At 53.6% G+C, this 24,743-nt stretch carries 16 protein-coding genes and 1 pseudogene; 2 read left to right on the forward strand and 15 right to left on the reverse strand.

What is annotated here, in order from left to right; translation table 11 throughout:
• Both QZR21_RS01870 and QZR21_RS01875 read right to left on the reverse strand, forming a co-directional pair.
• A pseudogene (locus QZR21_RS01870) lies at positions 1-662 on the reverse strand (hypothetical protein); the annotation flags it as partial.
• Between the two features lie 302 nt (positions 663-964).
• A complete protein-coding gene (locus tag QZR21_RS01875) occupies positions 965-1,126 on the reverse strand; it encodes an ESPR domain-containing protein (RefSeq protein ID WP_296097994.1) in 162 nt (53 codons plus the stop codon).
• 745 nt (positions 1,127-1,871) lie between these two features.
• On the opposite strand from QZR21_RS01875, the gene galE reads away from it, so the two are divergent.
• Positions 1,872-2,864: a UDP-glucose 4-epimerase GalE gene (gene galE / locus QZR21_RS01880; protein ID WP_296097992.1), complete on the forward strand. Its 993-nt coding sequence runs from the start codon at positions 1,872-1,874 to the stop codon at positions 2,862-2,864.
• A gap of 324 nt (positions 2,865-3,188) precedes the next feature.
• Positions 3,189-4,070: a UTP--glucose-1-phosphate uridylyltransferase GalU gene (galU, locus tag QZR21_RS01885; RefSeq protein WP_296973470.1), complete on the forward strand. Its 882-nt coding sequence runs from the start codon at positions 3,189-3,191 to the stop codon at positions 4,068-4,070.
• 421 nt (positions 4,071-4,491) lie between these two features.
• Here galU and QZR21_RS01890 read toward each other — a convergent pair whose 3' ends face one another.
• The 13 genes from QZR21_RS01890 to QZR21_RS01950 all read right to left on the reverse strand — a co-directional run bounded on the left by QZR21_RS01890 (position 4,492) and on the right by QZR21_RS01950 (position 24,743).
• Complete coding sequence (locus QZR21_RS01890; protein ID WP_296097988.1) at positions 4,492-6,225, reverse strand: ABC transporter ATP-binding protein; 1,734 nt, start codon at positions 6,223-6,225, stop codon at positions 4,492-4,494.
• 343 nt (positions 6,226-6,568) lie between these two features.
• On the reverse strand, positions 6,569-7,975 hold the full coding sequence (locus QZR21_RS01895) for a PQQ-binding-like beta-propeller repeat protein (RefSeq protein WP_296097987.1): 1,407 nt from the start codon (positions 7,973-7,975) through the stop codon (positions 6,569-6,571).
• The gene (locus QZR21_RS01900; RefSeq protein WP_296097985.1) at positions 7,972-8,844 is read right to left on the reverse strand and encodes an energy-coupling factor transporter transmembrane protein EcfT; all 873 of its coding nucleotides are present in this window, start codon (positions 8,842-8,844) and stop codon (positions 7,972-7,974) included. Before QZR21_RS01900 ends, QZR21_RS01895 begins: the two co-directional genes overlap by 4 nt.
• Positions 8,813-10,462 (reverse strand): ABC transporter ATP-binding protein, encoded by a 1,650-nt coding sequence (locus tag QZR21_RS01905; RefSeq protein ID WP_296097984.1) that lies wholly within the window; start codon positions 10,460-10,462, stop codon positions 8,813-8,815. The genes QZR21_RS01900 and QZR21_RS01905 overlap by 32 nt, the downstream gene beginning before the upstream one ends.
• Positions 10,459-12,093, reverse strand: a complete 1,635-nt coding sequence (locus tag QZR21_RS01910) for a hypothetical protein (protein WP_296097983.1) — start codon at positions 12,091-12,093, stop codon at positions 10,459-10,461. The genes QZR21_RS01905 and QZR21_RS01910 overlap by 4 nt, the downstream gene beginning before the upstream one ends.
• Positions 12,094-12,276: 183 nt before the next feature.
• Entirely contained in the window at positions 12,277-12,552 is a 276-nt protein-coding gene (locus QZR21_RS01915; RefSeq protein ID WP_296097981.1) for a metal-sensing transcriptional repressor, read from the reverse strand.
• 492 nt (positions 12,553-13,044) lie between these two features.
• Positions 13,045-14,967, reverse strand: a complete 1,923-nt coding sequence (locus QZR21_RS01920) for a VWA domain-containing protein (protein WP_296098471.1) — start codon at positions 14,965-14,967, stop codon at positions 13,045-13,047.
• Complete coding sequence (locus QZR21_RS01925; protein WP_296098473.1) at positions 14,957-15,985, reverse strand: ATP-binding protein; 1,029 nt, start codon at positions 15,983-15,985, stop codon at positions 14,957-14,959. Before QZR21_RS01925 ends, QZR21_RS01920 begins: the two co-directional genes overlap by 11 nt.
• Before the next feature lie 209 nt (positions 15,986-16,194).
• Positions 16,195-17,280 (reverse strand): radical SAM/SPASM domain-containing protein, encoded by a 1,086-nt coding sequence (locus QZR21_RS01930; protein ID WP_296098476.1) that lies wholly within the window; start codon positions 17,278-17,280, stop codon positions 16,195-16,197.
• Complete coding sequence (gene cobN, locus QZR21_RS01935; RefSeq protein ID WP_296973480.1) at positions 17,258-20,977, reverse strand: cobaltochelatase subunit CobN; 3,720 nt, start codon at positions 20,975-20,977, stop codon at positions 17,258-17,260. Before cobN ends, QZR21_RS01930 begins: the two co-directional genes overlap by 23 nt.
• 422 nt (positions 20,978-21,399) lie before the next feature.
• Positions 21,400-22,662: a nitrogenase component 1 gene (locus QZR21_RS01940; RefSeq protein WP_296973483.1), complete on the reverse strand. Its 1,263-nt coding sequence runs from the start codon at positions 22,660-22,662 to the stop codon at positions 21,400-21,402.
• The gene (locus QZR21_RS01945) at positions 22,649-23,941 is read right to left on the reverse strand and encodes a nitrogenase component 1 (RefSeq protein ID WP_296973486.1); all 1,293 of its coding nucleotides are present in this window, start codon (positions 23,939-23,941) and stop codon (positions 22,649-22,651) included. The genes QZR21_RS01940 and QZR21_RS01945 overlap by 14 nt, the downstream gene beginning before the upstream one ends.
• Complete coding sequence (locus QZR21_RS01950) at positions 23,925-24,743, reverse strand: nitrogenase iron protein NifH (RefSeq protein WP_296973489.1); 819 nt, start codon at positions 24,741-24,743, stop codon at positions 23,925-23,927. The genes QZR21_RS01945 and QZR21_RS01950 overlap by 17 nt, the downstream gene beginning before the upstream one ends.

Below are 24,743 nucleotides of genomic sequence, written 5' to 3' on the forward strand. Positions count from 1 at the left end.
GAGTTGTTGTCGCCGGTATAGCTCAGGTTAAAATTGCCGGACATTTTGCTGTAATCCACGGAGAGGTCGTAGCTGTGAACCGTATCTGTCCCTTTGTCCGTTATGGAGACAGAACCATCAGAAGAAGTCAACGTAGTCCGCCCTGAACTGGCAGTGCTGGCAGCAATGACCTTCACATCGTGGATATTGGCGCCATTGGTATCGATATCGTAGGCATTGGTGGTGGAATTGATACCGCTTCCCATGTTGGTTACCTGCTTGCCGCCATTGCTGAGACCATTGGTGGTCAGAGAAATTTTATCTGCATCTTTAGGTGTAATAGTAATGCCATCCCCTGTCTGCTCAGTTGTATTGACCACATTACCACTACTATCAGTAGTCACTGTCTGTACACTGGTCAGATTCTGCAGATTCTTTGCCAGCTTGATTTCCAGTTTCCCATTCTGGGTCACATTGCCTTCATCATCTTCTACGGCAGCCGTAGCTACCACCCCGATATTGTTATCTGTCAGATTATCAGTATCTGCCCCTCCGGTGATATCCATTGTAGAATTTAACTGATGCTTTACCGTCACTTTTGTGGTCTTGGAATCATCTGTATAGTTATCAGCCTGATACTTGATTCCATCCTCCAGCACAGCAATCTTGTGGTAACCTGTCACCGTGCCACTCGCATTTTCTGAGGACGATACATAATACAATCGAGTAATACCATCATTCCCTGTATCAAAAGCATTTTGAGTATACAGATGGGCTTGGGATAAGTCATTGTTTATCAGATACAAAGTACCATTTCCCTGATTATCTACTCCTAAAGCTGCACGTCTTTGGTCATTCTGACTTTTGGAATCATATACGTAAGAACTGATGATGCCATTTGCAATTCTAACTGATGAAGCATTGGTCTTCCCAATAGTTATACTTTCATAGGTTGGTGTAGTTGTTGAATCAGCTGCAAATCCGTTCACCCCCCAGTAAGGACAATAGCTGTCATTATCGCAGCGGTTAAAACCTTCCCATATTCGTGGCGCCGGCTGGACTTTTTACTGCTTCTTCCTGCCAGTTCCGACACCACCACATAGGCATTCTTTACATGACTCCAGATGACCTTGTACACTCTGTTCATTTCTTCCTCCTGCCCTTACGGGTACCCTAACGAGAGAGATAAATAAATACAAAACCCCAACGAACCGGCCCTATCGGTTCTTCGTTCAAACAGTTCCAGTAATTTACCGGAAAATCATTAAAATAATCAAATTCCCTTTTCTTTAGTATATCATATTTTTTGAATCTAAATCGATTTATATAAATAAAGTTTTCGTTATATAGATAACAAATATATAACAGACTGATTCACGAATAATCTTCGGCGGAATAACGCCTGGACTTGTGAATAGGATGGTTAATTTTACAGCGCACCATTCCTATAGGGCCAGGAATTTTAGAATTTCCGTTCAGTCACCTTATCTACGTATTGACCGCAGACTCCTCCATCGATCTCGGCCCTGGCCACAGGCCGGTGCCCGGGGGCCGTCAGGCCCAAATTATATATTTCTTCCTTGAGCCCTGGACGAAGTCCATCGCCTTGCCGCAGGCAGAGCCATGACACAGTCACAGCCCTGGCCACAGGCCAGTGCCCTTCCCTAAGTTTCTCTCATTTATGCTATACTATAACCATATGTATTTAAGGAAGCACTGATTAATTCGCAGAGTCAGATTCCATAAGGATTTTTATGCACTGCTTCGTCATAATCCTCCTTAAATAGCTCGCTATTCGCGTCGGATTATTCCTTGCATTGCATAAAAATCCAAGAATGAAATCTGACAACGATTTAATCAGCGCTTCCTTAACGCTCAGAGGAGGGCATACTATGAATATTCTTGTTACCGGCGGTGCCGGTTATATCGGTTCCCATACGGTGAGAGCCCTGGCAGCGGCCGGAGATTTCACACCCGTTGTCTTTGATAACCTGGCCACCGGCCATGCTGAGTCGGTACCGGAAGGAGTGGTCCTGGTCAAAGGGGACATCCATGACGTGGATTTCGTGGCAGACACCCTGAAAAAATATGATATTTCCGGGGTCATCCATTTTGCCGCCTTTTCCCTGGTCGGTGAATCCATGGTGGATCCCGCCAAGTATTACACAAACAATGTGGAAGGGACCCTGCACCTGCTTTTGGGAATGAAGAAAGCGGGGGTCAATAAAATCGTCTTTTCCTCCACCGCCGCCGTCTACGGGGAGCCGGAAAAAACGCCGATTGAAGAAGATTTTCCCCACAACCCCACCAATGTATACGGCCGCACGAAGCTGGTCATCGAAAACATGATGCGGGACTTCACGAATGCCTATGGCCTCCGGTATGTGGCGCTCCGGTACTTTAATGCCGCCGGCGCTGCCCTCGACGGTTCCATCGGCGAAGACCACAATCCGGAATCCCACCTGATTCCCCTGATTCTGAAGACCGCCCAGGGCGTCCGGGACCACATCGCCATTTACGGCACCGATTACCCCACCCCCGACGGCACCTGCATCCGCGACTACATCCATGTACTGGACCTGGCCGATGCCCACGTGCTGGCCATGAAATACCTCCTCCGTGGCGGGGAAAGCAACTATTTCAACCTGGGAAGCGAAAAAGGATTCAGCGTCCGGGAAATCATCGAGACCGCCAAAAAAGTGACGGGTATCGATTTCAAAGTCACCGAAGAAGCAAGACGCCCTGGCGATCCGGCCGTGCTCATCGCTTCCTCCAGGAAATGCAGGGAAGTACTGGGCTGGCATCCCACCCATTCCAATACGGAAGAAATCATCGCCTCCGCATGGAAGTGGCATAAAAGTCACCCTTACGGATATGGTAAGTAACATCCGTCCGTATGAATGGGGCTAAGGGTGGTGGGTGAACTTCGCTGCGCTCATTCACCGGGTTGTGGGCTCTTCGCGCCGGGGGCATAATGTGGATTCGCAGCTTCGCCGCTGTTGGACATAAGCGGCGAAGCCGCATTATATACTGTCCCTTTCCGCTTAAGCGCAGCGCCCCACCAGGTTGGCAAGCGTCAGCGATGCCAACCCACCACCCGGTCGGGCAAGCGCAGCGACGCCCGACCCACAACCCTTACGAACCATCCGCTCGCCTGGGGCACCACCCCAGCCACTCGAGATTATCAGCACATCATCAAGGAGTCTAACATGAAACGAATCAGAAAAGCAGTCATTCCGGCTGCAGGCTTTGGCACCCGGTTCCTTCCGGAAACGAAGGCCATGCCGAAGGAAATGCTTCCTATTGTAGATAAACCTACCATTCAGTATATTGTAGAAGAAATCAAGGCCAGCGGCATTGAACAGATTCTCATCATCTCCGGCCATGCAAAGCGGGCCATTGAAGACCATTTCGATTCCTCTCTGGAGCTGGAACAGCACCTCTATGAATCGGGCAAGATGGACCTCCTCCGAGAAGTGCGGCAGGTAGCTTCCGTAAAGATCCACTACACCCGGCAGCAGTACATGCGGGGTCTGGGCGATGCCATCCTCTGCGCCAAGGATTTCATCGACGGCGAACCCTTCGGCGTCATCCTCGGGGATGATGTGGTGTACAATGCCAGTGGAGAGCCGGCACTCCGGCAGCTCATGGACCAGTATGAAAAGACCGGCAGCACCGTCATCGGCTGCCAGATTGTCCGGAAAGACCAGGTTTCCTCCTACGGTATCGTGGATGGTATCAAAACCGATGATCCGAACCTCCTCAAGGTGAAGGACATGATTGAAAAGCCCTCCATCGAAGAAGCCCCCAGCCGCTTCGCTGCCCTGGGCCGCTACGTCATTACGCCGGATGTCTTCGAAGTGCTGGAACAGACAAAGCCCGGCAAAGGCGGAGAAATCCAGCTCACCGATGCCCTCCGTGTCATGGCCCACAACGGCAATGTGTATGCCTACAACTTCACCGGGAAACGATACGATACCGGCAATAAGCTGGGCTACCTGAAAGCCACCGTGGAATTCACCCTCCGCCGTCCGGACCTGGGCCCCCAGTTCCGGGCTTACCTGGAAGACCTGCTGGCCAAGGATAAGTAATAAAAAAAGACCCATGAGAGTAGATCTCATGGGTCTTTTTTTATGTGTATCTGACCATACCTTTAAATGGGGCTAAGGGTGATGAATAAACTGCGCTGCGCCTGTTCACCGGGTTGTGGCTTTACCTGGGGCTGCGCCCCTTGTGTGACCGGACGGCGTGCACACATAGGGGTCTGACGTATGACTCCGTGGCGTGCGTAAGGACTCTCGCCCACGCTGCTCCTGCCGTTCTTCATTAATCCCCCATCCGATTTGCGCCACCCATTGACACCCCAACCTCCCCTCTAAAGAGGGGAGGTTGGGGTGCTCTTAAAGGCTTCGCCGCCACCCTGTTGCATAAAACGGCACTTTTCAATTTGTGCGCCGTCACCTTTGCAGCGTTGCGGGAGGGAAATGCCACAGGCTGATCAGCTTAATGCTCTCATTCTGCTGCAGTTACGGGCTTTTTCTTCTGGGCTTCGTAGAGCTCGTAGTACTTGCCCTTCTTTGCCATGAGGACGTCATGGTTGCCGGATTCTATGAGGCGGCCATGATCCAGGACGTAGATGCAGTCTGCATTCCGTACGGTGGAGAGGCGGTGGGCGATGATGATGGTGGTCCTGTCTTTTGCCAGGTCATCCAGGGTGGACTGTACCATCTTTTCTGTCTGCGTATCCAGGGCAGAGGTGGCTTCATCGAAAATGACTACCGGCGGATTTTTCAGGAATACACGGGCAATGGCGATTCTCTGTTTCTGGCCGCCGGAAAGTTTGACGCCCCGTTCCCCTACTTTGGTATCGTAACCATTGGGCAGGGAATTGATGAAATCATCCGCCGCTGCCAGTTTGGCGGCCCGCCGGATTTCTTCCATGGTGGCTCCTTCTTTGCCATAGGCGATGTTCTCGGCAATGCTGTCGCCGAAGAGGAAGACATCCTGCTGGACGATGCCGATTTTCCGGCGCAGGTCCTGCTGGGCAAATTCATTGAGGTTATGTCCATCCAGGGTAATGGAGCCTTCGGTGGGTTCATAGAACCGGAGCAGCAGGCTCACCAGGGTACTCTTGCCGGCCCCCGTTTCTCCTACGAAGGCCACGGTCTTGCCGGCGGGAATGTCGAAATTCAGGTGATGGAGGATGAGCCGGTCCGGATCATAGCCAAAGGAAAGATCATGGAAATCAATGTCCCCCTTTACGTGGGCCAGAGTAATGGGATGCGGCGGGTCCTGGATGGAAGGCTCGGTATGCATGATTTCTTCGAACCGGTGGAATCCGGCCATACCCCGCTGGTACACTTCCGCCAGAATGGTGAGGCGGAAGACCGGACGCATGAAGATATTCACATAGAGGAGGAAAGCCACGAAGTCGGAAAGCATCAGTTCACCCCGGGTAATCATCCAGCCGCCGGCCAGAATAACCACCACGTTAATGAAATTGGTGAAGAAATTGATACTGCCGGAGAAGTAGCCCACCAGCCGGTAGGATTCAAACTTCGTATTCCGAAGGTCCACGCTCTTTTCTTCAAATCGTTTCAGTTCGAAGGCTTCCTGGGCAAAGGCTTTCACGAGACGGATACCGGACAGGCTTTCTTCTGCCCGGGCCGCCACTTCTCCTGCCACCCGGCGATTTTTGCGGAAGGCGCCTTTCATCTTTTTATTGATTTTCACCGTATGGATGGCTTTCCCAATAAGCAGGGCTCCAATGAGAAGGGCCAGCTTCCAGTTCATAAAGAGCATGACCACCAGGGTACCCGCCATAATGACGCCGCAGAGGAGCACATCATTGGGCCCCCGGAAGGAAAGTTCACTGATTTCCGTAATATCGCTGGTAATACGGGAAAGGAGCTGCCCCGTTTTTTCGTTATCAAAATAATGGAACGACAGCTTCTCGATATGGGAAAACAGGTCCCGCCGCATGTCGTGCTCGATGGAGGCACTCATGACGTGGCCATAGTACTGCACCATAAACTGGATAATAAAGTTGATGATGTAGAGCACCAGAAGCACGGCGGATCCGATGAAGAGACGCTGCATGTCCTTCGCCGGCAGTACCTGGTTGATGAGGTTCCGGACTACGATAGGAAAGATCAGGTCCAGTCCTGCCATGGCAAAGGTGCCGATAATGACCCAGATAAGAATCTTCATATAGGGCCGGTAGTATCGCATAAATCGTGTAATCATAATTGTAATGGTTCCTTCCTGCGGGGAAACGACTGATGGCTTATTAATTTTATGTCCCTACGGATGTATGGGGCTCAGGGTGGTAGGTGAACTGCGCTTCGCTTATTCACCGGGTTGTGGCTTTACCTGCGGTAAAGCAGGGGCATAAGGTGGGGCTGCCGCCTTTGGCGGCGAAAGGAAAGCGCAAGCAGCTTTTGGCCCCGTTATATACTGTCCTTTCCTCTTAAGAACAGTGCCCCATCCCAATTGACAAGCGAAGCGTCCACACTCCACCACCCGGTCGGGACAGGGAAGCGGCGCCCGAACCACAACCTTTACGAACCCTCCATAGGCTTGGACTTCCTTAGCCACCTTCTACATTCCATATATGGAGCCGATAGTCTCCCAGAAGATTTCCTTCCGGCGTCACCGCAGGTACTTCTATGCCTGCCGCCCATTTACCATCGGATGACAGGGCAATGGCCTGGAGGGGGCCGGCGGTATGGTAGTAATGGCGCTCTTTGCCATCAGAAAGGCTGACGATGGCAGCGCCGTGGGCATGGTAATCGTGGTTTCTTACGTTTCTCCCCACCGCCAGGGCAGCCATTCCTTCAGCGGTGCTGACACCTTCAATTTCTCCGGGCGCCCGATACCGGAAAAGGAAACATCCATCGAGGCCAAAGAGGTAGAGGCTGTTGCTGGCAGGATGGATGACGGGAGAAGGCATCTGCCAGTTGTCCCGGCCGAAGGTATTGATGGTGGCAAAAAGGACTCCCTCCGGTACCACCATGGCGTCCCGGCCGGCAGCAAAGAACCAGGTTCCGTTGATATTCTTTGCTTCCGCTACCGTCCGCTGCCAGAGCAGGTTCCCGTCGCTGTCGTAGAGAAATCCCCTGCCGTCGCTTGTCATGGCGGTAAGATACTTCCCATCTTCCGAAAAGGAGGGCCCATTTCTCATGGCCACGGTTTGGAAATGGTCGGCTGTGGGTATGGTCTCTGTATGGACCAAAGTCCCATCTCTGTCATCGAGCACATATATATTTTTATTATACTCCAATTTTTTTATTTTTGTTTTATCATAATTGGCAGTTCCAAAGGCAAACCGATGGGCTCCCTCGGCATCGTCGCCCCAGTTTACCCAGGCATCCATATTTCCATTTTCCGGATATTTCCAGCGGACGTCGCCGCCTGCGGTAAATGACACAATACGGCTCACGTAGCGGCGAGTGCCGGATTCATCCAAGGTGAACCGATAGAAAACGGCGTATACATTTCCCTCCCTGTCCGTGGCCACATGGATGGGCTGTGGATCCGCCCGGATGTCCGGTTCACCGCCGATAATGTCATACCCCTTGCATTTCCATTTCACGTCTCCCGTCTTCACATCCAGGGCGTACAGATAGCCATCGGGACTCTTTTCGCCGGCGTAGACCGTCTTTTCATCCCGGCTCACCGCAATGGACCGGATGAGGCCGCTTCCTACAGAATGGCTCCAGAGTTCTTTTCCCTCTTTGGACAGGTGAAGCAGCTCCCCGTTTGCTGTGCCGATGAGCCAGCCTCCATCAGATTTCACGGAGAGGATTTCCCCGCCGTCAAATCCCATGCGGTCATAATTCCGTCCTGCCATTTCTCCCAAAGGCACCATGGTACCTGCTTCCCGGTCATGGACTGTGAAAATCTGCCAGGGCGTCTTACTCCCGGTCAGCCGGAAAAGGGCCGCCCATGTGAGAAACAGGAGTGCGAAAATCAGAAATGTTTTACATTTTTTCATAGGTATAATTTCGTCCAGTCATAGATTACGCGAAACAGGCCAAAATAGAATCCCTTCAGGGACAGGGCATAAAGAATCTTGCTGACCCCGCAGAAGAGGGTAAATAGAAGGCACAATGCGCAGGCCCATTTCTCCCCTGCCCGCCAGGGAGTTCCCTTCTTCCCCTTCGCCAGGAACAGTCCCCGGCTGGTAACGGAAAGGGACAAAGTCCCCGCCCGCCGGAGGCATCGGGCCAGAAGGGGTTTCACCATATAAGGAATGTGCCGCAGCACCTGGTGCCTTCCCTTCACAGTGCCGCTCCGGAGCTGGAGGGCTGTCATCACTTCTCCTGCTTCGGAAGCAAGAATCGGAAAGAATCGGATGGCCGTGATGAGCATGAAAGAGGCCTGGGGCGACAGGTGCCAGGAGGTCAGGGCCTTCAGGAGGCTCCGGGGATCACTGGTCCAGCAGACCAGGAGGCCCAGGGAAATCATGGATACTGTCCGCATGCCCTGTATGGCGCCGTAAATAATACCTTCCTTATAAATATAGAGACCCTTTGTCAGGGGACCCAGCACAGGGAATCCCGGAGATATGAGCATGAGAAGCGGTGTCCTGGGGTTCTGGGCAAAGAAAAGGGCCTGGCTGGATATGGAACCCCAAAGTCCCAAAAGGATAAAGACCGCCAGGATTTTCCATTTATAAAGGGGCGTCTTTGCCAGAAAGTGAAGAATGAGGGTCACCGTAAAAAGGATAAAGAGGGTTCTCCCATTATCCACCAGCACCATCATAATGGCGTAAAGGAAAAGGATGGACAGCTTCGTCCGTCCGTCGAGCCGGGACAGACAGGAGGGCCGATCACTTCCTTCGAAGGTCTGCCGGTAAGACATGGTCCATCACCTCCCTGATAGTAACGCAGGGCTCTATCCCCATTTTTTCAGAAAATTTCATCATCGGCGGAAGGGAAAGGCCCCCGGTCTCCATAAGTTTTCGATTGCTGAATATGGCATGGGGACTGCCGCGGGCGATAAACTGACCATCCTTCAGCACGAATATTTCCTGTGCCAGATCCGCAGCCAGTTCCATATCATGGGTGCAGATGAAAATAGTCCGTCCCATGGACGCCGCATAGCGGAGCATTTCCCGTATATCCATGAGGCTCTTCTGATCCTGTCCGGTGGTGGGCTCATCGAGAAGAAGGATGTCATTATCCTTCCTCGCCAGCATGGCCCCGAAAACCACCCGCAGCCGCTGCCCTTTGGACAGGGCCAGTGGAAAATCGTGGCGGTAATGGGCCACGTGGAGCTTGTGAAGAAGGGTATCCAGTTCTTCTTCCGTTATATCCCGGTTATTCCAGGTGAGCTCTTCTTCCACCGAGTCCGTCAGCAGCATGAGGTCCGCTTCCTGCCGCATGAACCCCACATGATGCCGTTCGTTGGAAGCCTTCTTCCCATGGATAAGGATTTCCCCCTCCGCAGGCTCTTCCAGACCGGCCAGAATATTGAGGAGCGTGGATTTTCCGGCGCCGTTGAATCCCATAAGTCCATTGATGGTACCCTTCCGTATAGAAAAGGACAGGCCATGGAGGGTCTCCTCCGAAGTGCCGGGATAGGTGAAATGGATATTTCTCCCCTCCATTACCACCTCCCCCTCCTCCTTCCGGGGCGGGCAGTCCACGTGGGGAATAAAGGAAATCCCCTTTTCCCTGACCGCAGCCACCAGCTTTTCCATACTGTCCGTCACCGGACGGATATGGAGCTTTCTGGACAGCTTTACGGGTTCCGGCTCCCGAAGACCGTAGACCGCCGTATCTTCGATTTCATTCCAGGCCTTTTCTGTGGGACCGTCATAAATGAAACGGCCTTCGCTCATGACACAGAGCCTGGGAAAGCGGGAAGCCAGCTCATTCACCCGGTGTTCCACCATGAGGATAGTCATGTGCTCCGACCGATTCAGGGATGATAAAAGATCCAGAAAGTCTTTCACTCCCTGGGGATTCATCTGGCTCACCGGTTCATCAAGAATGAGAAGCTTCGGATGGGTGACGAGGATGGACGCCAGCACCAGCCGCTGCCGCTGGCCGCCGGAAAGGGCGTGGATGCTCCTTTCCTCCATCCCCCCAAGTCCCACTTTGGAAAGGGCCGATGATACTTCACGACGGATCACCGACTCCTCTTCTCCTCGATTTTCCAGGGCAAAAGCCACTTCATCACCTATGGTCATGGCAAAAAGCTGGTCATCCGGGGTCTGGTACACGGTGCCTGCATAGAGACCGATATCCTCTGCTGTCATGGATGAGGTATCCCGGCCGCAGAGGACAATGCGCCCCTGGCAGGAAACATCCTCCAAGAGCCCCGTAATGGCCTTGATGAGCGTCGACTTTCCGCAGCCCGAACGGCCGGCAATGAGTACCATTTCCCCCTCTTCTACCCGAAAGGATACGTGGGACAGGGTATCCTTCATTCTCGTCCCGTACCGGCAGGAAAAATCTTCCACCGATAGTATCATGATCCCATCACCTGCCTGAGCCGCCGTCCCGTCTTCCAGCCCAGGAAACTGCCCAGGCTGCTGTAGAGAAGGCCATTAATTACCATATAAAGACCGATGAACCAGTCCGCATAGTACATCCGGTAAAACAGCATGAGCTGCTGCATGTTGACAAACGTAAGTCCGGCATCACAGAGGCCCAGAAGGAAGGAAATAAAAATGCCGTAATTGCGGGAAATTTCCCTTCTCCTGTAAAAGGCGGCTCCATAGAGCACCCCTTCGATGACTACCATGGAAGCGGCGCAGAGGAGAATCCCCACCGGTGTCACCCGACCAAAAAGGATAGCCGACAGGAGCCAGCGAATCAGGTAAAACAGGGCGGCCACACCGGGCTTTCGGAAGAGAATGAGGAGCGCCATGAGGAGCAGGTACTGCACCACGCCGCTCAAAAGGCCCGTCACCAGTCCCGAAAACGGTCCCAGCAGGACATGGAGGAAATCCCCCAGGAGTGTCACAGGCACCACCACGCCGCCGAAGGCCAGGGCTCCGAAAAGAGCTGTCGTAATATCGCCCCGGGCACCAATGGTGAGGATGCACCTCTTCAGGCGCCCCAGGGAAAGGAGCACTGCCAGAAGGCAGCACAGGGAAAATCCCAGTGCCACATAACCGATGCTCCGCCTTTTCACCACGGTCAGAGGGACTTCCATCATCCGGTCCGCCCCGCCATCATTGAGGGTGATCCGCAGGTTGTAATCTCCTTCATTGATAGAAAAGGGATCTGCATAGAGTGGAAATACCACCGTCTGCAGTTTGCCGCCGGTGAGGGAAAAAGAAATGTTCGTCCCTTCTGCGCTTCCTGCATCCTCATTCACGGCACCGCCTTCGGAAATGGAAATGAGCCCCTTCTTCACTTCTCCCGTTCCCCGGTCCACCAGCACCGCGGTCCCATGGACCGGCTTTTCATCGCCCTGGGGATTTCGGAGGTCCAAAAGCATGTAGGCCACGGGCCGGGATAAAAGACCGGTCCAGTCCGTGCTTTTCCCGCCGGTAAGCCGGGTCTTCATATTTTCCAGGGTCACATCGGGCACCACAATGGTATCCTTTTCCTGCCTGCTGTCAATTTCCCCGGACTCATCCACAGGAAGGGCGCTGCCCTGGATATACCAGGATTCATGGGCCTTCTTCCTGCCTTCTTCTTTCTCCGCCACCGGTTCTCCCACGGTGAAGGGGATACTTTGGGACAAATGAAGGCCATCCCCATCCACCGTGACATCCACCGCTTCACCGGAAGAAGTGACGGAACTGTCCGACAGGATAGGAATAGCCTCAAAGAGCTGGCCGAAATCGGCAGAAAGGGTCCAGTCCATATCCACCTGACGTCCTCCCCCTGAAACCACCCAGTGATCCCCGGGAAGGGCCTCATAGCCCGATGGCAGGGAAATATGGACAGACACCTTCCGCTCCACCGGCACATTGGCCTCCTCCAGGGAAACGTAAAGCATCTGGGTGCTCCCCGGGTGAACCTCCCCCTTCTCCGACGGAGAAAGGGTATAGGGGTACTGCACATCGAGGCTTGCCGTCCCCTCCATACCATAGGCAGGGGAGAGAAAGGTGCACAGGGTAAAAAACAGAAAGAATAAAAATCGGATCATAAGGACCTCAACAGAATAGGGCTGTGGACTACGCTCGAGGGGCATCCCTCGAGCGTATAGCCCCGCGTATAAATGGTTCATGGGGAGTTGTGGCTTCGACATCGCTTCACCCGTTGAAGCGGTTGGCGGGGCCTTATCGAAAAGACAAAGTCCATACCGAAAGCCGCTGCCTTTTTCACGGCATCAGACAATATTTGAAAAGCGCTCTACGGCCTTCGCAAATTTAGCAATGGTTTCATCTGCATTTCCATGCTCGATACCATCCCGCACGCAGTGCTGCAGGTGCCCTTCCAGGATGATCTGCCCCACCTTATGGAGGGCCGACTTGGCCGCGTTCACCTGGGTCAGGATATCTTCGCAGGGAATATCCTCATCGATCATGCGGTCAATCGCCTGTACCTGGCCAACAATCTTCTTCAGCCTGCGATGCAGGTTTTCTTCATCCATACATTGTCTCATAGTTACTGTTTCCTTTCAAAAATGGAGCACAGGGTCATAGGATAATAAAAAGCGGCTCAAGGGAAACACCGTGATACCGCAGGGCGGGTGCGGTACACAGGTTACACAGCGCTGTGGAACATTTACCGGGCGGTTCCGCCGCAGGATAAAAGCTTGTGCCCCTATATAAGTGAATGCTGCACACCATCCCCTTACATGGAGTCCATTCCCCTTGAGTCACTTCAACAATCCAGGGAAGCACTGATTAAATCGTTGTTCGATTATACTCTTGTATTTTCATGCAATACAAGGAATAATCCGACGCGAATAGCGAGCTATTTAAAGCAGCAGTCCTGCATAGGACTGCTGAGCCAAGGTAAGTTGGCGCTTTCTCTGCACATTAAAGCGCCTTCCTTTTATCCTTGGCCGGATTATGACGCAGTATTGCATGAAAATACATGTATAATCGGACTCTGCGAATTAATCAGCGCTTCCCTAAACATTCAGGCCCATTTACATATTTGCTGCAGTTCTCCAGATATGGAGCAGCTGGTCTTCGGAAATCTTGTCCACCTGGAAGTAGGATGCTCCCATGGCCTTGGCCAGTTTCTTCGCAAGGCCCAGCTTGATGAAGCCCGATTCCGTATCAATAACAGCTACCGGAATATTTCTGCGGCCGATGCGTTTCGCTTCTTCCAGGGCATCGGTGACCGGGTTCGTCCCCTTGTTCAGGGGGCTGGTAGCCCTGCCATCGGTGATGAGAATCATCACGGGGTCCTGGTTCGCATCCTGCCGATAGAGCATATCCAGCACGTCTTCCGCCTTCAGGAGGCCTTTGGCCAGAGGCGTCTTTCCGCCGGTAGGCATGGTGGCCAGTTTCTTCTGGGCAAAATCCACGGACCGGGTCACCGGAAGGAGTACTTCCGCCTGGTTTTTGCGGAAAGCTACCATACCCACCCGGTCACGTTTCTGGTAAGCGTCCAGAAGGATTTTGAAAATGACGCCTTTTACGGTCTTCATCCGTTCCCTGGCCCCCATGGAGCCGCTGGCATCTACGACAAAGAGGAAAATATTGCCTGTCCGTTTTTCCCGGATTTTGCTCCGGAGGTCATCCTTGCGAATCACCACGGCGCAGCCATTGGAAGGACGGGCTTTCTGGTAGGGCGCTGCGGCCCGGAGTGTGGCATCGAAAGCGATGTCGCTGGTCTTTGACTTCGGGATTTCTGCCCGTACGTAGCGGCCCTGCATGAGGTCCGTCATAGTGAGGCTCCGCTTTCCGCTGCCCTTCTTCGGCTTTCTATCCTTCGACGGTTCGATCCACATGGGCGGCAGATTCACATGGAGATCAGCGGCATCAATCCGTTCCCGGCTTTCTCCTTTAGGATTGGAAAATTTGGAATTTTCCGGATTGCTGTCCTGATTGCTGTCTTCTGAATCTTCGGTGTCCGTCTGCGGCGGTTGTGCTTCCGGAGGATGGCTGAAGGCATTCTCATCGGCCGGTTCATTCTGGGGCTGTTGCTGGTCTTCCTTATTTTCTTCCGGCTGCTGGGGCTCCTCCTCCGGCTGCTGCGGTTCCTGCTGCTCCTCTTCCGCCTTTCTCATGCGGTGGGGCAGGACAAATTCCGCTGCTTTTTCCAGATCCTTCGGAAGTACGTATTTTCTACCTTCCAGAGCCGCTTCCGCCCGGGCTGCCTCGATGAGGTAAATATCCGCCCGGTGGCCTGCCACGTGGGCCTTCAGGGTATATACGGCGGCCAGCTGGATCATGGCCGGCGATACTTCTACCGTCTTCAGTGCTTCCCTGGCATTTCTGACCTTCTCTTTCAGTTTCTCCGTCTCTTCCTGCCATTTTTCCCGGAAAGCGATGCCGTCCTTTTCAAAGTCCAGCACTCTCCGGATGATTTCCAGTCTCGTCTCGTCGTCAAAATCTTCATCGGTGGAGGCGAAAAGGCCGAACCGGTCGAGAGAAGAGGAAGACAGGGTACCGCTTTCCGGATTCATCACTGCCAGTACGGTAAAGGAGGTATCCCTCTGTTCCGAAAGGCCATCCCTTTCGAGACGGTACCCGCCGGCTTCCCTGATGTTCAGTACTGCGGAAAGAAGATCATCCCGCAGGAGATTTACATCGTCAATATAGATAATACCACCATCCGCTTCGTCAATCAGCCCGGGAAGGAGCTTCTTGTGACCGCTGCGGATTGCCTCTTCTGTATCAATGGAACCAAAGAGCCGATCCTCGGTGATGCTGATCGGAATTTCTACCCACGGTGCATCCACCAGTTCCCTGGCCGCCCGGACCAGGGTAGATTTACCGGTACCCTTTTCTCCTGAAATCAGGAGGCCGCCGGCAAAGGGATTCACCAGGGTAAGGAGGATAGCTTCTTTGGCCTTTTCCATTCCGCAGACAGCGGCAAATGGGAAAACATTACGCTTCATCGTCAATGACCTTATCCACTTCCGACCAGTCCAGGGTCTGTTCCTCGAACGGACGGCGTCTCATACGATGTGGCAGGGCTAGTCTGGATGCTTCCCGGATATCTTCTTTTGTGACTTCCGTATGGCCTGCGACGGCAGCAATGGTTTCTGCTGTCTTGATCAGTGTAATGTCGGCACGATGTCCATCGACACCGAGGGTAATGGAAATCTTCGCTGCCAGGAGAAGGATGTCATTGGACACGGTAACCTGGGGCAGGAGTTTCATAGCTCTTTCGATGCGGCGGACTTCTTTGGCCTGTTCATCTTTCCACTGTTCCAGGAACGGTTCCGGATCTGCTTCATAGGCAAGACGTCTCTTGATAATTTCCGCTCTCTTTTCCGGATCCTGTTCACCAACTACCTTGACGGACAGGGCAAAGCGGTCCAGAAGCTGGGGACGGATATCCCCTTCTTCCGGGTTCATGGTGCCTACGAGGGAGAAACGGGCCGGATGGGAATAGGAAATACCTTCCCGTTCTACCGTATTGATACCCATAGCTGCGGAGTCCAGAAGCACATCTACCACGTGATCATCGAGCAGGTTGATTTCATCCACGTAGAGGATATTCCGGTTCGCATCAGCCAGGATGCCGGTTTCAAAAGAACGCTTGCCTTCACGGATAGCAGCTTCGATATCCAGTGTACCTACGACGCGGTCTTCGGTGGCACTGACCGGAAGTTCTACTACCTTCATCGGCAGCATTTCCACCGGCGGCTCTTCATGGTCATACTTTTCATGGCATTCATCGCACCAGTTGGCCTTATCATCAGGATCATCGTGGAAACGGCACCCTTTGATGCACTTGCGGGGTGGCAGGAGATCGGCCAGCGCACGGACAGCGGTGGATTTGGCGGTACCTTTTTCACCCTGGATCAGTACGCCTCCCAGTTTCGGGTTAACCACGTTCAGGACCAGCGCTTTTTTCATGGTGTCCTGGCCAATGATGGCGGTAAATGGGAATGTTCCCTGTCTTTTCATAATAAATAAACTCCTCCTTGCCGTATAAATGAAATAATGTGTATGTATATCAAACACCAATAAGTGAATGAAACTAAAGGTTGTGGGTGAACGCTGCTTCGCTCGTTCACCAGATTGAGAGCGCTTCGCGCCTGGGCATAAGGTGCATCAGGATGCGGGCTGCGGTCTTCGGCCAGTGCATGAGACCGTCAGGCAGAACCCTGACGCATTCACAGCCCTGACTGCAGACCGGTCCCCTTCTTTTCTAAATATTTCTTTATAAAAAATTTCTTCATGGCACATTCAGCTTCTGAGAGCCGTACGTGTCCATCTTTATCAAGCCACCGGGAGAAGCAGCCTCCGCCGCAGAGGCGGAAGTACTCGCAGCTCCGGCAGCGGTTCATGGCTTTTTTGATGAAGTCCCCCACTTCCCTCACCTTGTCCGGGTCCCGGCCCGTTTCTACGGTACCGAGAAGGTACTTGTCCCGTCCCATAAGGGAAGAGCAGGCGTAGATGGAGCCGTGGACATCCACAAAGGCAGCCTCGCCGTTCATGGCATAGCACTGGGGAAATTCATATTTCCCGGTCCGATCCAGCCGTTCTGCCCGATCTTCCTGGGTAAAGTGGATATGACGGCCCGTGACCTGTTCCAGCAGGGCCATACGGCGGTACACGGCCTCCAGGGCCTTCGTCATAGCTTCCGCCGAGGGCTCGTGAAGGGTGCTTCCCCTCCCCTGCTCCCGGAGGATATCAAAACCCACCTGGTGCACGTTCCCGTAAAACTGGGCCATGTCGGCAATGCCCGGCAGTTCGTCCACCATATCGTCAGTAACGACACAGGTGATGCCGGTGCCGATACCCTCTTCCGCCAGGTTCCGGAAGCCCCGGGCCGCCGCCTGAGACGAGGAACCGTCGTCTTTCATGAGCCTGGTCCTGTCCATGACAGAGGGCCTGCCGTCACAGGAAATCCCGATGCCCACGTTATGGTCGTAAAGGAAACGGCCTATGTCCTTCGTGAGTAGAGAACCGTTCGTCTGCACCTGCATCTGGGCATCAAAGTGATGCTCTTCTACGAGATGCACCAGCTTTCGGATGAGGGGAAACCGAAGAAGCGGCTCACCGCCGGAGAACTGGAGGAGAAACCTCTCCCCCGATTTTCCGGCCATCATCACCGCTTTCATGGCCGTTTCCTCAGCCATGTCTACCTGGTCCACATCAGAAGCATAGCAGTAGCGGCAGGCAAAGTTGCACCGCCCGGTAAGGGTAAGCACCAGCATGCGGATAGGTGGCATGTTATTCGTCATCGTCTCCATCATCTTCCAGTTCCCCTTCCACCGACAGGTAGAGCTGCTGCAGTTCTTCCTTCATGGAATCATCGGCATTCCACATCTTCCGCTGGTCCGCTTCCAGAAGGGTTTCGGCAATGTTCTGGAGAGCCCAGGGATTCACTTTCTTCATCCACTGCTGCATCTTCGGATCCAGGGCGTATTTTTTCGCGTACTGTTCATACATGTAGTCATCCATAACGCCGCTGGTGGCATCCCACTGGAAACTGATGGACAGCCGGTTTGCCAGGTCCGTAGCTCCTTTATAACCGTGTTTCATGAGGCCTTCGATGTACTTCGGATTCATGGATTCACTGCGGAAAACCCGCTTCATTTCTTCCTGTACCGTCTTCACTCCTACAGCACTGCGGTTCGTGGAATCCCCTACATAGGACTGGGGAGTCTTGCCACCGAGGCTCTTCACCGCGGCAATCATACCGCCGTGGAAAGCATTGTAGTCATCGGAAGAAAGAATATTGGATTCATGGTTTTCTTCATTCTTCACCGTAAGGTCCAGGGAGGCCAGCCGTTTCTTGAAGAGTTCCGGTTTGAAGACGCCCCGGTTGCCGCCGCCAAAGACGTGGCCGCCCCAGCGGACATAGACACTGGCCAGGTCATCTTCGTTCTGCCAGTTCTTGGAGTCCAGCACCGTATTCACACCGGCCCCATAGGTACCGGGAGCATCACCGAAGATGCGGAATGCCGCATTTCTCCAGGCATCGTCTGCATCCACCCCTTCATCGGTCATAAGTTTCGTGTCCGCCTTCACGTGCTTCCGGATGAAGTTATCTTCGTCCTTCTCATCCAGGGAAGCCGCCAGGAGTACTGCCTTATCCATGAGTTCGGAAATCTGGGGCAGCGTATCCCGGAAGAGGCCGCTGATACGGCCGGTGACATCGATTCTGGGACGCTTCAGTTCAGAAAGGGGAATCGGCTCCAGGTCCCGGACCTGGAGGCTTCCTTTCTGCCATACGGGGCGGATACCGAGAAGGTAGAGGAATTCCGCAATATCCTGGCCGGAGGAGCGCATATTGGGGCCGGACCAGAGAACCATACCGATATTTTCCGGATACTTGCCCTGGTCGGCGATGAACTTCTCAATCATCCGGTCGCCAAGCTTCACACCCAGCTGCCAGCCTGCCGGAGAAGGCAGTGTCCTGGGATCTACGCCGTAGAAATTCCGGCCCGAAGGCAGGAGAGAGACGCCACCGGCATTGGGGGAGCCGGACGGACCCGGTTCCACGTATCGTCCATCCAAAGCATCCAGGGTGTGGTCCATTTCTTTCGTCACCCGGGAAAGGCGGGGATAGATTTCCTCGGTCACAAAGTGAAGAAGGTTCTCCGCCTTACTGCGCCATTCACCGCTCCCCTCCATTTCCGGAAGGTCCATGGCTCCGGAAATGGCGTCTTCCGTAAAGCCGCCGTCCTGCACCGTCCGGATGACCTTTCTTGTTTCTTTCCGGATCCGGGTCATGAGTTCGCCGTAGGTGCAGTGTTCCTTCTCATCCATTTCAGCAGCCCTTTCCTGGATGGTATCCAGGTCCGTGCCATACTTCTCCGCCCACAGATCATAGATGGACGGGATCTTGTCATTGGAAAGACGCAGCAGCTGGAGAATACCGTCGGTAAGGAGATCTCCTTCCAAAGGCTGGCCCAGGATATGGAGGCCCACATGGACTTCGCTGTCCTTCAGCTCTTCGATGTAATTGTGGAGATCTGCCACATAATCATCAAAGGCAGTTCCCTCCTTCATGGGCACATCGCTTTCCAGTTTTGCTTTTTTTACAAGCTCCAGAATCGGTTTTTCCATGTCCGATACGTCGTTCCCCGTTTCTTTCAGGTGAGCGTATTCGTCCATGGTCTTTTCCAGTTCCTCCAGTTCATCGTAGGCACCGGCATCGGCTACCGGCGCCGGCATGTAGCCGATAAGACAGCCTGAAGAACGGCGCTTGGCAATCATGCCTTCACCGGTAATGGTCATATGGTAAGGATATACATTGGGCAGGTCTCCCAATGCAATATCCGGATAACTTTCTTCATCGAGCCCTGTTGCTTTGCCCGGCAGCCATTCCAGGTTACCATGGGTACCCATGTGAATTACGGCATCCGCCTTCCATACATTCCGGAGCCAGTAGTAGAAAGCCACGTACTGGTGGGTCGGCGGGATGTAGGGATCATGGTAGGCCTTGGAGGGATCCATACCGTACTGCCGGGAAGGCTGCACCGTAAGGAACAGGTTTCCGTCCATGGTCCCGGGAACCAGGATATTTCCCTTGTCCGAAATCATGACTTCCCCCGGTGCCTTGCCCCAGCTCTCTTCCATTCTCTTCTGGGCATCCTTTCCAAGGGTATGGAAGAAATCGATATATTCCTTTGCCGACAGCTTCTGGCATTCCTCCGCCTGCTTTTCGGTCATCATGGACACATCATTCGTAGCATGGGACGTCATCATTTCGATGAATTTTTCCGTATCCTCCGGAATGAAATCGATGGTATATCCTTCGTCCTTCATCCGCTTCATGAGGCGGATAGCGCTTTCCATGGTATCCAGGCCGGAAGCGGAACCGATATTCGAATTCTTCGCCGGATAATTGTGGAAAATAATGGCAATTTTCTTATCAGAGTTTGCCATTCGATGGAGGTGAGCCCATTTGCCCGCCTTCCCCACCATCCGGGAAATCCGTTCCGGAATGGGATGGAATTCTACGGTGCCATCTTCCTTCCGTACTCTGCCGGCAATTGGCACCCCGTGAATGGCGCCATCCAGTTCCGGCATGGCCACGGCGATGGAAGTCTCGATGGAATTGAGACCTTCCTTATTCTCCCGCCAGTCCTTTTCCGATACGAGGAGGGTATAAGCATCAAGAAGCGGAACTCCCAGTTTCTTCAAAGTGGCAATAGAGGCCTGGCCGCTGCCGGTAAGAGCAAACTTCATGGTACTGGTAAGGGAATCAATCACCGGCTTACCATCCTTCATGAAATAGGTTTCAATGACCTCCGACAGGGTAGGCATGCCAAGGGCTGTTTCCGGCGCGCCATTGGCAAAGACCGGAATCACATGATAGCCCTGCTTCTCTGCCTCTTCCATAAAAGCGTTCTGGTAGGACAGGTCCCCCCAGATCCATTCCTCCCTGTAAAAGAGAAGTCCCAGCACAGGCCGGTTATCATGCCAGCGGCCGATAAACTCTGCAAGGTCCGTGGTAAAGAGACTCTCCTTTGTGGGGTCATAAATGCCGGCCCAGGTGTAAGTCTTCGGAGCTTCCGGTTTCTCAATGGCACTATCAAAAAGGGAATTCGCATAAAGCCAGAGATTTTTAAAATTCTCCATGCCACCGTAGAGACAGTACTCCCGAAAATGTTTCATCATATCATCGGTGAGACTCTCGCTGTGCTCCGCAGCGCCACCGTCCACAGCATCTACGAAGTAAGGAATTCCCTCTCCATCCAGGAAACGGCGGCATTCCTTCCAGAAATTCGACTTCAGCCCGTTCTTCATGAGATGCACCATGACCAAAGAGGCACCTTTCATCTTCCTTTCCCAGGAACGGTCCCAGTCACTGGTTCTCTCAATCATCACAGGCAGGCAGAGGTCAGAAATCTTTCCCTCCTCCTGCAGCGCTTCGCAGGCCTTGCGGATAGCCGCATACCGCCTGTCATGGTTTGTCATGTAAATAATCTTGCAGTCCATAGTTCCTCCAATCAAGCAATCTGGCAACCACCCAACATAAAGAGCAGTGTCTTCCTATTTTTTGTACATTCATTCAATCAGCAGTAATTAATTATAAATAATCTACGATACAGAATTCCTGATATACACATCTAATTATACTATTTCTGTAAGTTTTTTGAAGTAATTACATGAAAATTCTTAAGAATTTATAGGCAATATTACATATTTTCCTACTGCGATTTGCGTGAATCGTTGGTAAATTAAGTAATTTCCTGATATCGGATTGTTTCCTGCTGTGTTGTTGAAAGGTGAGAAAGCACAAATCAAGGCATGAAAAAACGCCTGCAATCGTTCTAACGGAAAAATCCGTAGAAGAATGCAGGCAAAGAATGGGGCCAAAAAGTAACGATACATTCAAAAAGCTGTGTTGAACAGTGTCTTCATCTCATTTCCCTCAGTTTGGCATTCCAGATTCGTTCATAGAGGTACGCCGCTCCCCGGATGCCGCAGAGGGGAAGATCGGTAATCATGAGTTCATCATGAGAGGGCCTTGCGATATGGACGGAGGCAAAGGGCTTTTTCATCCGTTCCAGATTTGCCGTTTCTTCGCTGGAGGAGAGGACAAGTCCCCCCTTCCATTGTTTATAGTCCTCTTTCACCAGGGCGTCGTCTTTCGGCAGGGTTCTGACGGCGTCGGCAGCGTCGGTATGGTAGGTCGTGGGCATCTGGAGATGGATAATGAGATTGGCCGTATCGAGCCATTCGTTCCGAAGGGCATCAGCCATACCGATGGCCTCCGACGGCGGTGCCGCTACCAGGACCTGATCGAACCACAAGGAGCCCCAGAGGGAAGCCAGGTAGCTGCCCCTTCTCATGACCTCCGGACGGATGCGGTCCACTTCTTCCCGCACCGCCTTCGGATTTCCGAAGCCGCAGCCTTCCACCACCTGCCGGATCCAGTGCAGGGTGCCTTCGTAACCGTAGGGCAGTCCCACCTGGAGATAAGGTGTGCCGAAGCGGTTCTTCATTTCTTCCGCCGCCGGAAGGGCCAGTTCATCCCGGACCACCAGGTTCACCGCCGCCTCCGGTGCCTTCATGATGGTGTCCCAGTCCTCAGCACAGCCGGGGGTGGAGATGACGGAAATGCCGGTCATGGAAAGGAGCCGCCGGATTTCCCGGGCGTCTTCCCTTCCCTTCATGGATACATCGGACAGGCCCAGCACGTTCACAGCAGTCGGCTTCACAGGGAGCGGCTTCATTTCTTCCACCACCCGGAGGAAAGCATTGGCAAATCCCTTTTCAAAATTTCCTTTAAGGCCGCCGCTGTCCATGGTGTATACGGGCCAGGGGCCGCCGAATTTCCTGGCGATTCCCTTCAGGTCATCCCCGATAAGGCCGATGCTGCAGTTATTCATGAGGAAAACCCGGTCCACGCCGGGCACCGTCTTCACATAGGAAAGACCGTCGGTGATGTCCTTTTCCGTGCCATACACCAGGGACGCCGGACTGGGCTGGGTGCAGTAAAACATGGTGGCGGCGTTTTTGTTTTCGTCATCCACGTGTTTCATGGCATAGAAATAGCACCACAGGGGACCATTGATCATGACAAAGCTCTTCGGAATGGATGCGAAGAACGCGGAGGATCCCGTAAGGCCGCAGCGGTTATTGTGATGACAGTAGGACTCAAATTCAGGCTTTGACATAGGCGATGCCTCCCTTTCTTCCCCGGCGGCAGAGGAGCCGGTACAGGGAGCGCAGGAAGACCTGCTCTCCCTCGAATCCCGCCAGTGCCACCATGGGGATAAACAGCTGCCGCACGGGGGCATTGGTCATTTCATTGGTGGTGAGGAGCACGTCGCAGTCCTTCAGGAGATCATCGGCGGACCCTTCATAAATGGGAATATTTCCAAAAGCTGCGATTTCCTTACGGAACGCCGCCTTATCCTCTTCCGTGAGATTCGGGAAGAAGAGGACCCCCCGGATATCCAGGGCCAGCCGCTGCAGAGAGGCCAGGGTCTCCTTCGGATGGTACCACCGGATGCCGCGGCCGATGGCGATGACCGCCTTCTTTTCTTTCGTCATGGGAAGATAGGAAGAAACCTCTGCGGTGAGCCGTTTCGTTTCCTCTTCCACCACTTTGTCTCCCCGGTCTTTCCGTCCTGCCGTCTCCGCCACCTTACGGATCCAGTGGCAGGTGGCCTCAAAGCCCGTGGGATATACATTTCCCACAGATTTCACGCCGTATTCCGTTTCCAGCTCTTTCACCATGTCCACCATGCCCTGAGGCTGACCGGCGGTGCCCAGCATTACAGAATAGGAGGCCTTCGTCACGTTTTTCCAGTCCTTGAAGGGAACATACCCCGGGAACTGGTAATCCACATGGAGCCCCAGAAGGGAGAGGAGCCTGGTCACTTCCCGCACGTACTGGCCGTGGGGTCCCATCTGGTCTCCCAGGAGCACCACGGAGTCCGGCTCGTGGTCATTCTTCACGAAGAACCGGTCCATGATGGCTTTCGCCGTCTTATAGTAGCCGTCGGAATACTCGCCGCCCAGGAAACCCGCAAAGGGCATGGACATGACAGGGATGCCGTATTCCGCTTCCGCCGAAGCCGCCTCTTCATCCACGTCGTCGCCGATGACGCCGGCGGTACAGGAAGAAGCGATGAGCAGGCACTCGGGATGGTAGGTTTCCATGGTGTAGGCAATGCATTCATGGAGCCTGTCGATACCGCCGAAGATACTGTCCTTTTCCCGAAGGTTCGAGGAAACAAGGGGGACCGTCTCCTCCACTTCCCGCTCCCCATCGGCGGACAGGCGGTAATGGTTGCCCAGGTCCATGGACGCCGCCACGTGGACGCAGCCCATGGGGCTGTGGAAAATCACGGCGCATCCCTTGCAGCCCACCACCGCCCGCCATACGGCGGTCATGGTGCAGCTCATGGATTTATTCTTTGTAAAAAGCCACTTAGTTTTCAGTGCCATACCGGCTCACCAGCTTTTCCAGATCATCAAAGGAAACAGGCGTAGGAATGGAAAGATTCTCATTGGTCAGAATCGTCTCCCCCAGCTTCCGGTACACATCGGCCTGGGCAGAATCCGGTGCGTACTGGAGTACGGTCTGCCTGTTATTTTCCGCCAGGTTCACGATTTTATCCCGGGGTACAAAGGCCACCAGCTTCGTATGGAGCATATCCGCAAATTCCAGAAGAAGCTCCTTCTCCCCCGGCACCTTACGGCTGTTGCCGATGATACCGGCCAGCCGCACCTTGCCCCGGGACGCGAAGCGGCGGATGCCCTTGGCTATATTATTGGCTGCATAGAGAGACATGAGCTCCCCGGAGGACACCACGTAGATTTCTTCGGCGTACCCTTCCCGGATAGGCATGGCAAAGCCGCCGCACACCACATCCCCCAGCACGTCGTACAGGATCACATCGGACTCCGGCAGCGCATGGAGCCGGTCCAGGAGCTGCAGGGCCACGATGATGCCCCGGCCTGCGCAGCCCACCCCGGGCTCCGGTCCCCCTGCCTCCACGCAGGTAATGCCGTTGAACCCGGTATGGATGATATCCTCCTTCTTAATTTCAGAAGCATCCTTCGTGCGGATCTGGTCCAGCACCGTCTCCTTGCAGATATGGCCCAGGAGAAGGCGGGTGGAATCATTCTTCGGGTCACAGCCGATCTGGCACACCCGCTTTCCCATGAGGCTCAAAGCGGCGGATACATTGGAAGCGGTGGTGGATTTGCCGATGCCGCCCTTCCCATAAAAAGCGATTTTCTTCAT

The sequence above is a fragment of the uncultured Dialister sp. genome (genome assembly GCF_900541605.1).
Lineage (GTDB): Bacteria > Bacillota > Negativicutes > Veillonellales > Dialisteraceae > Dialister.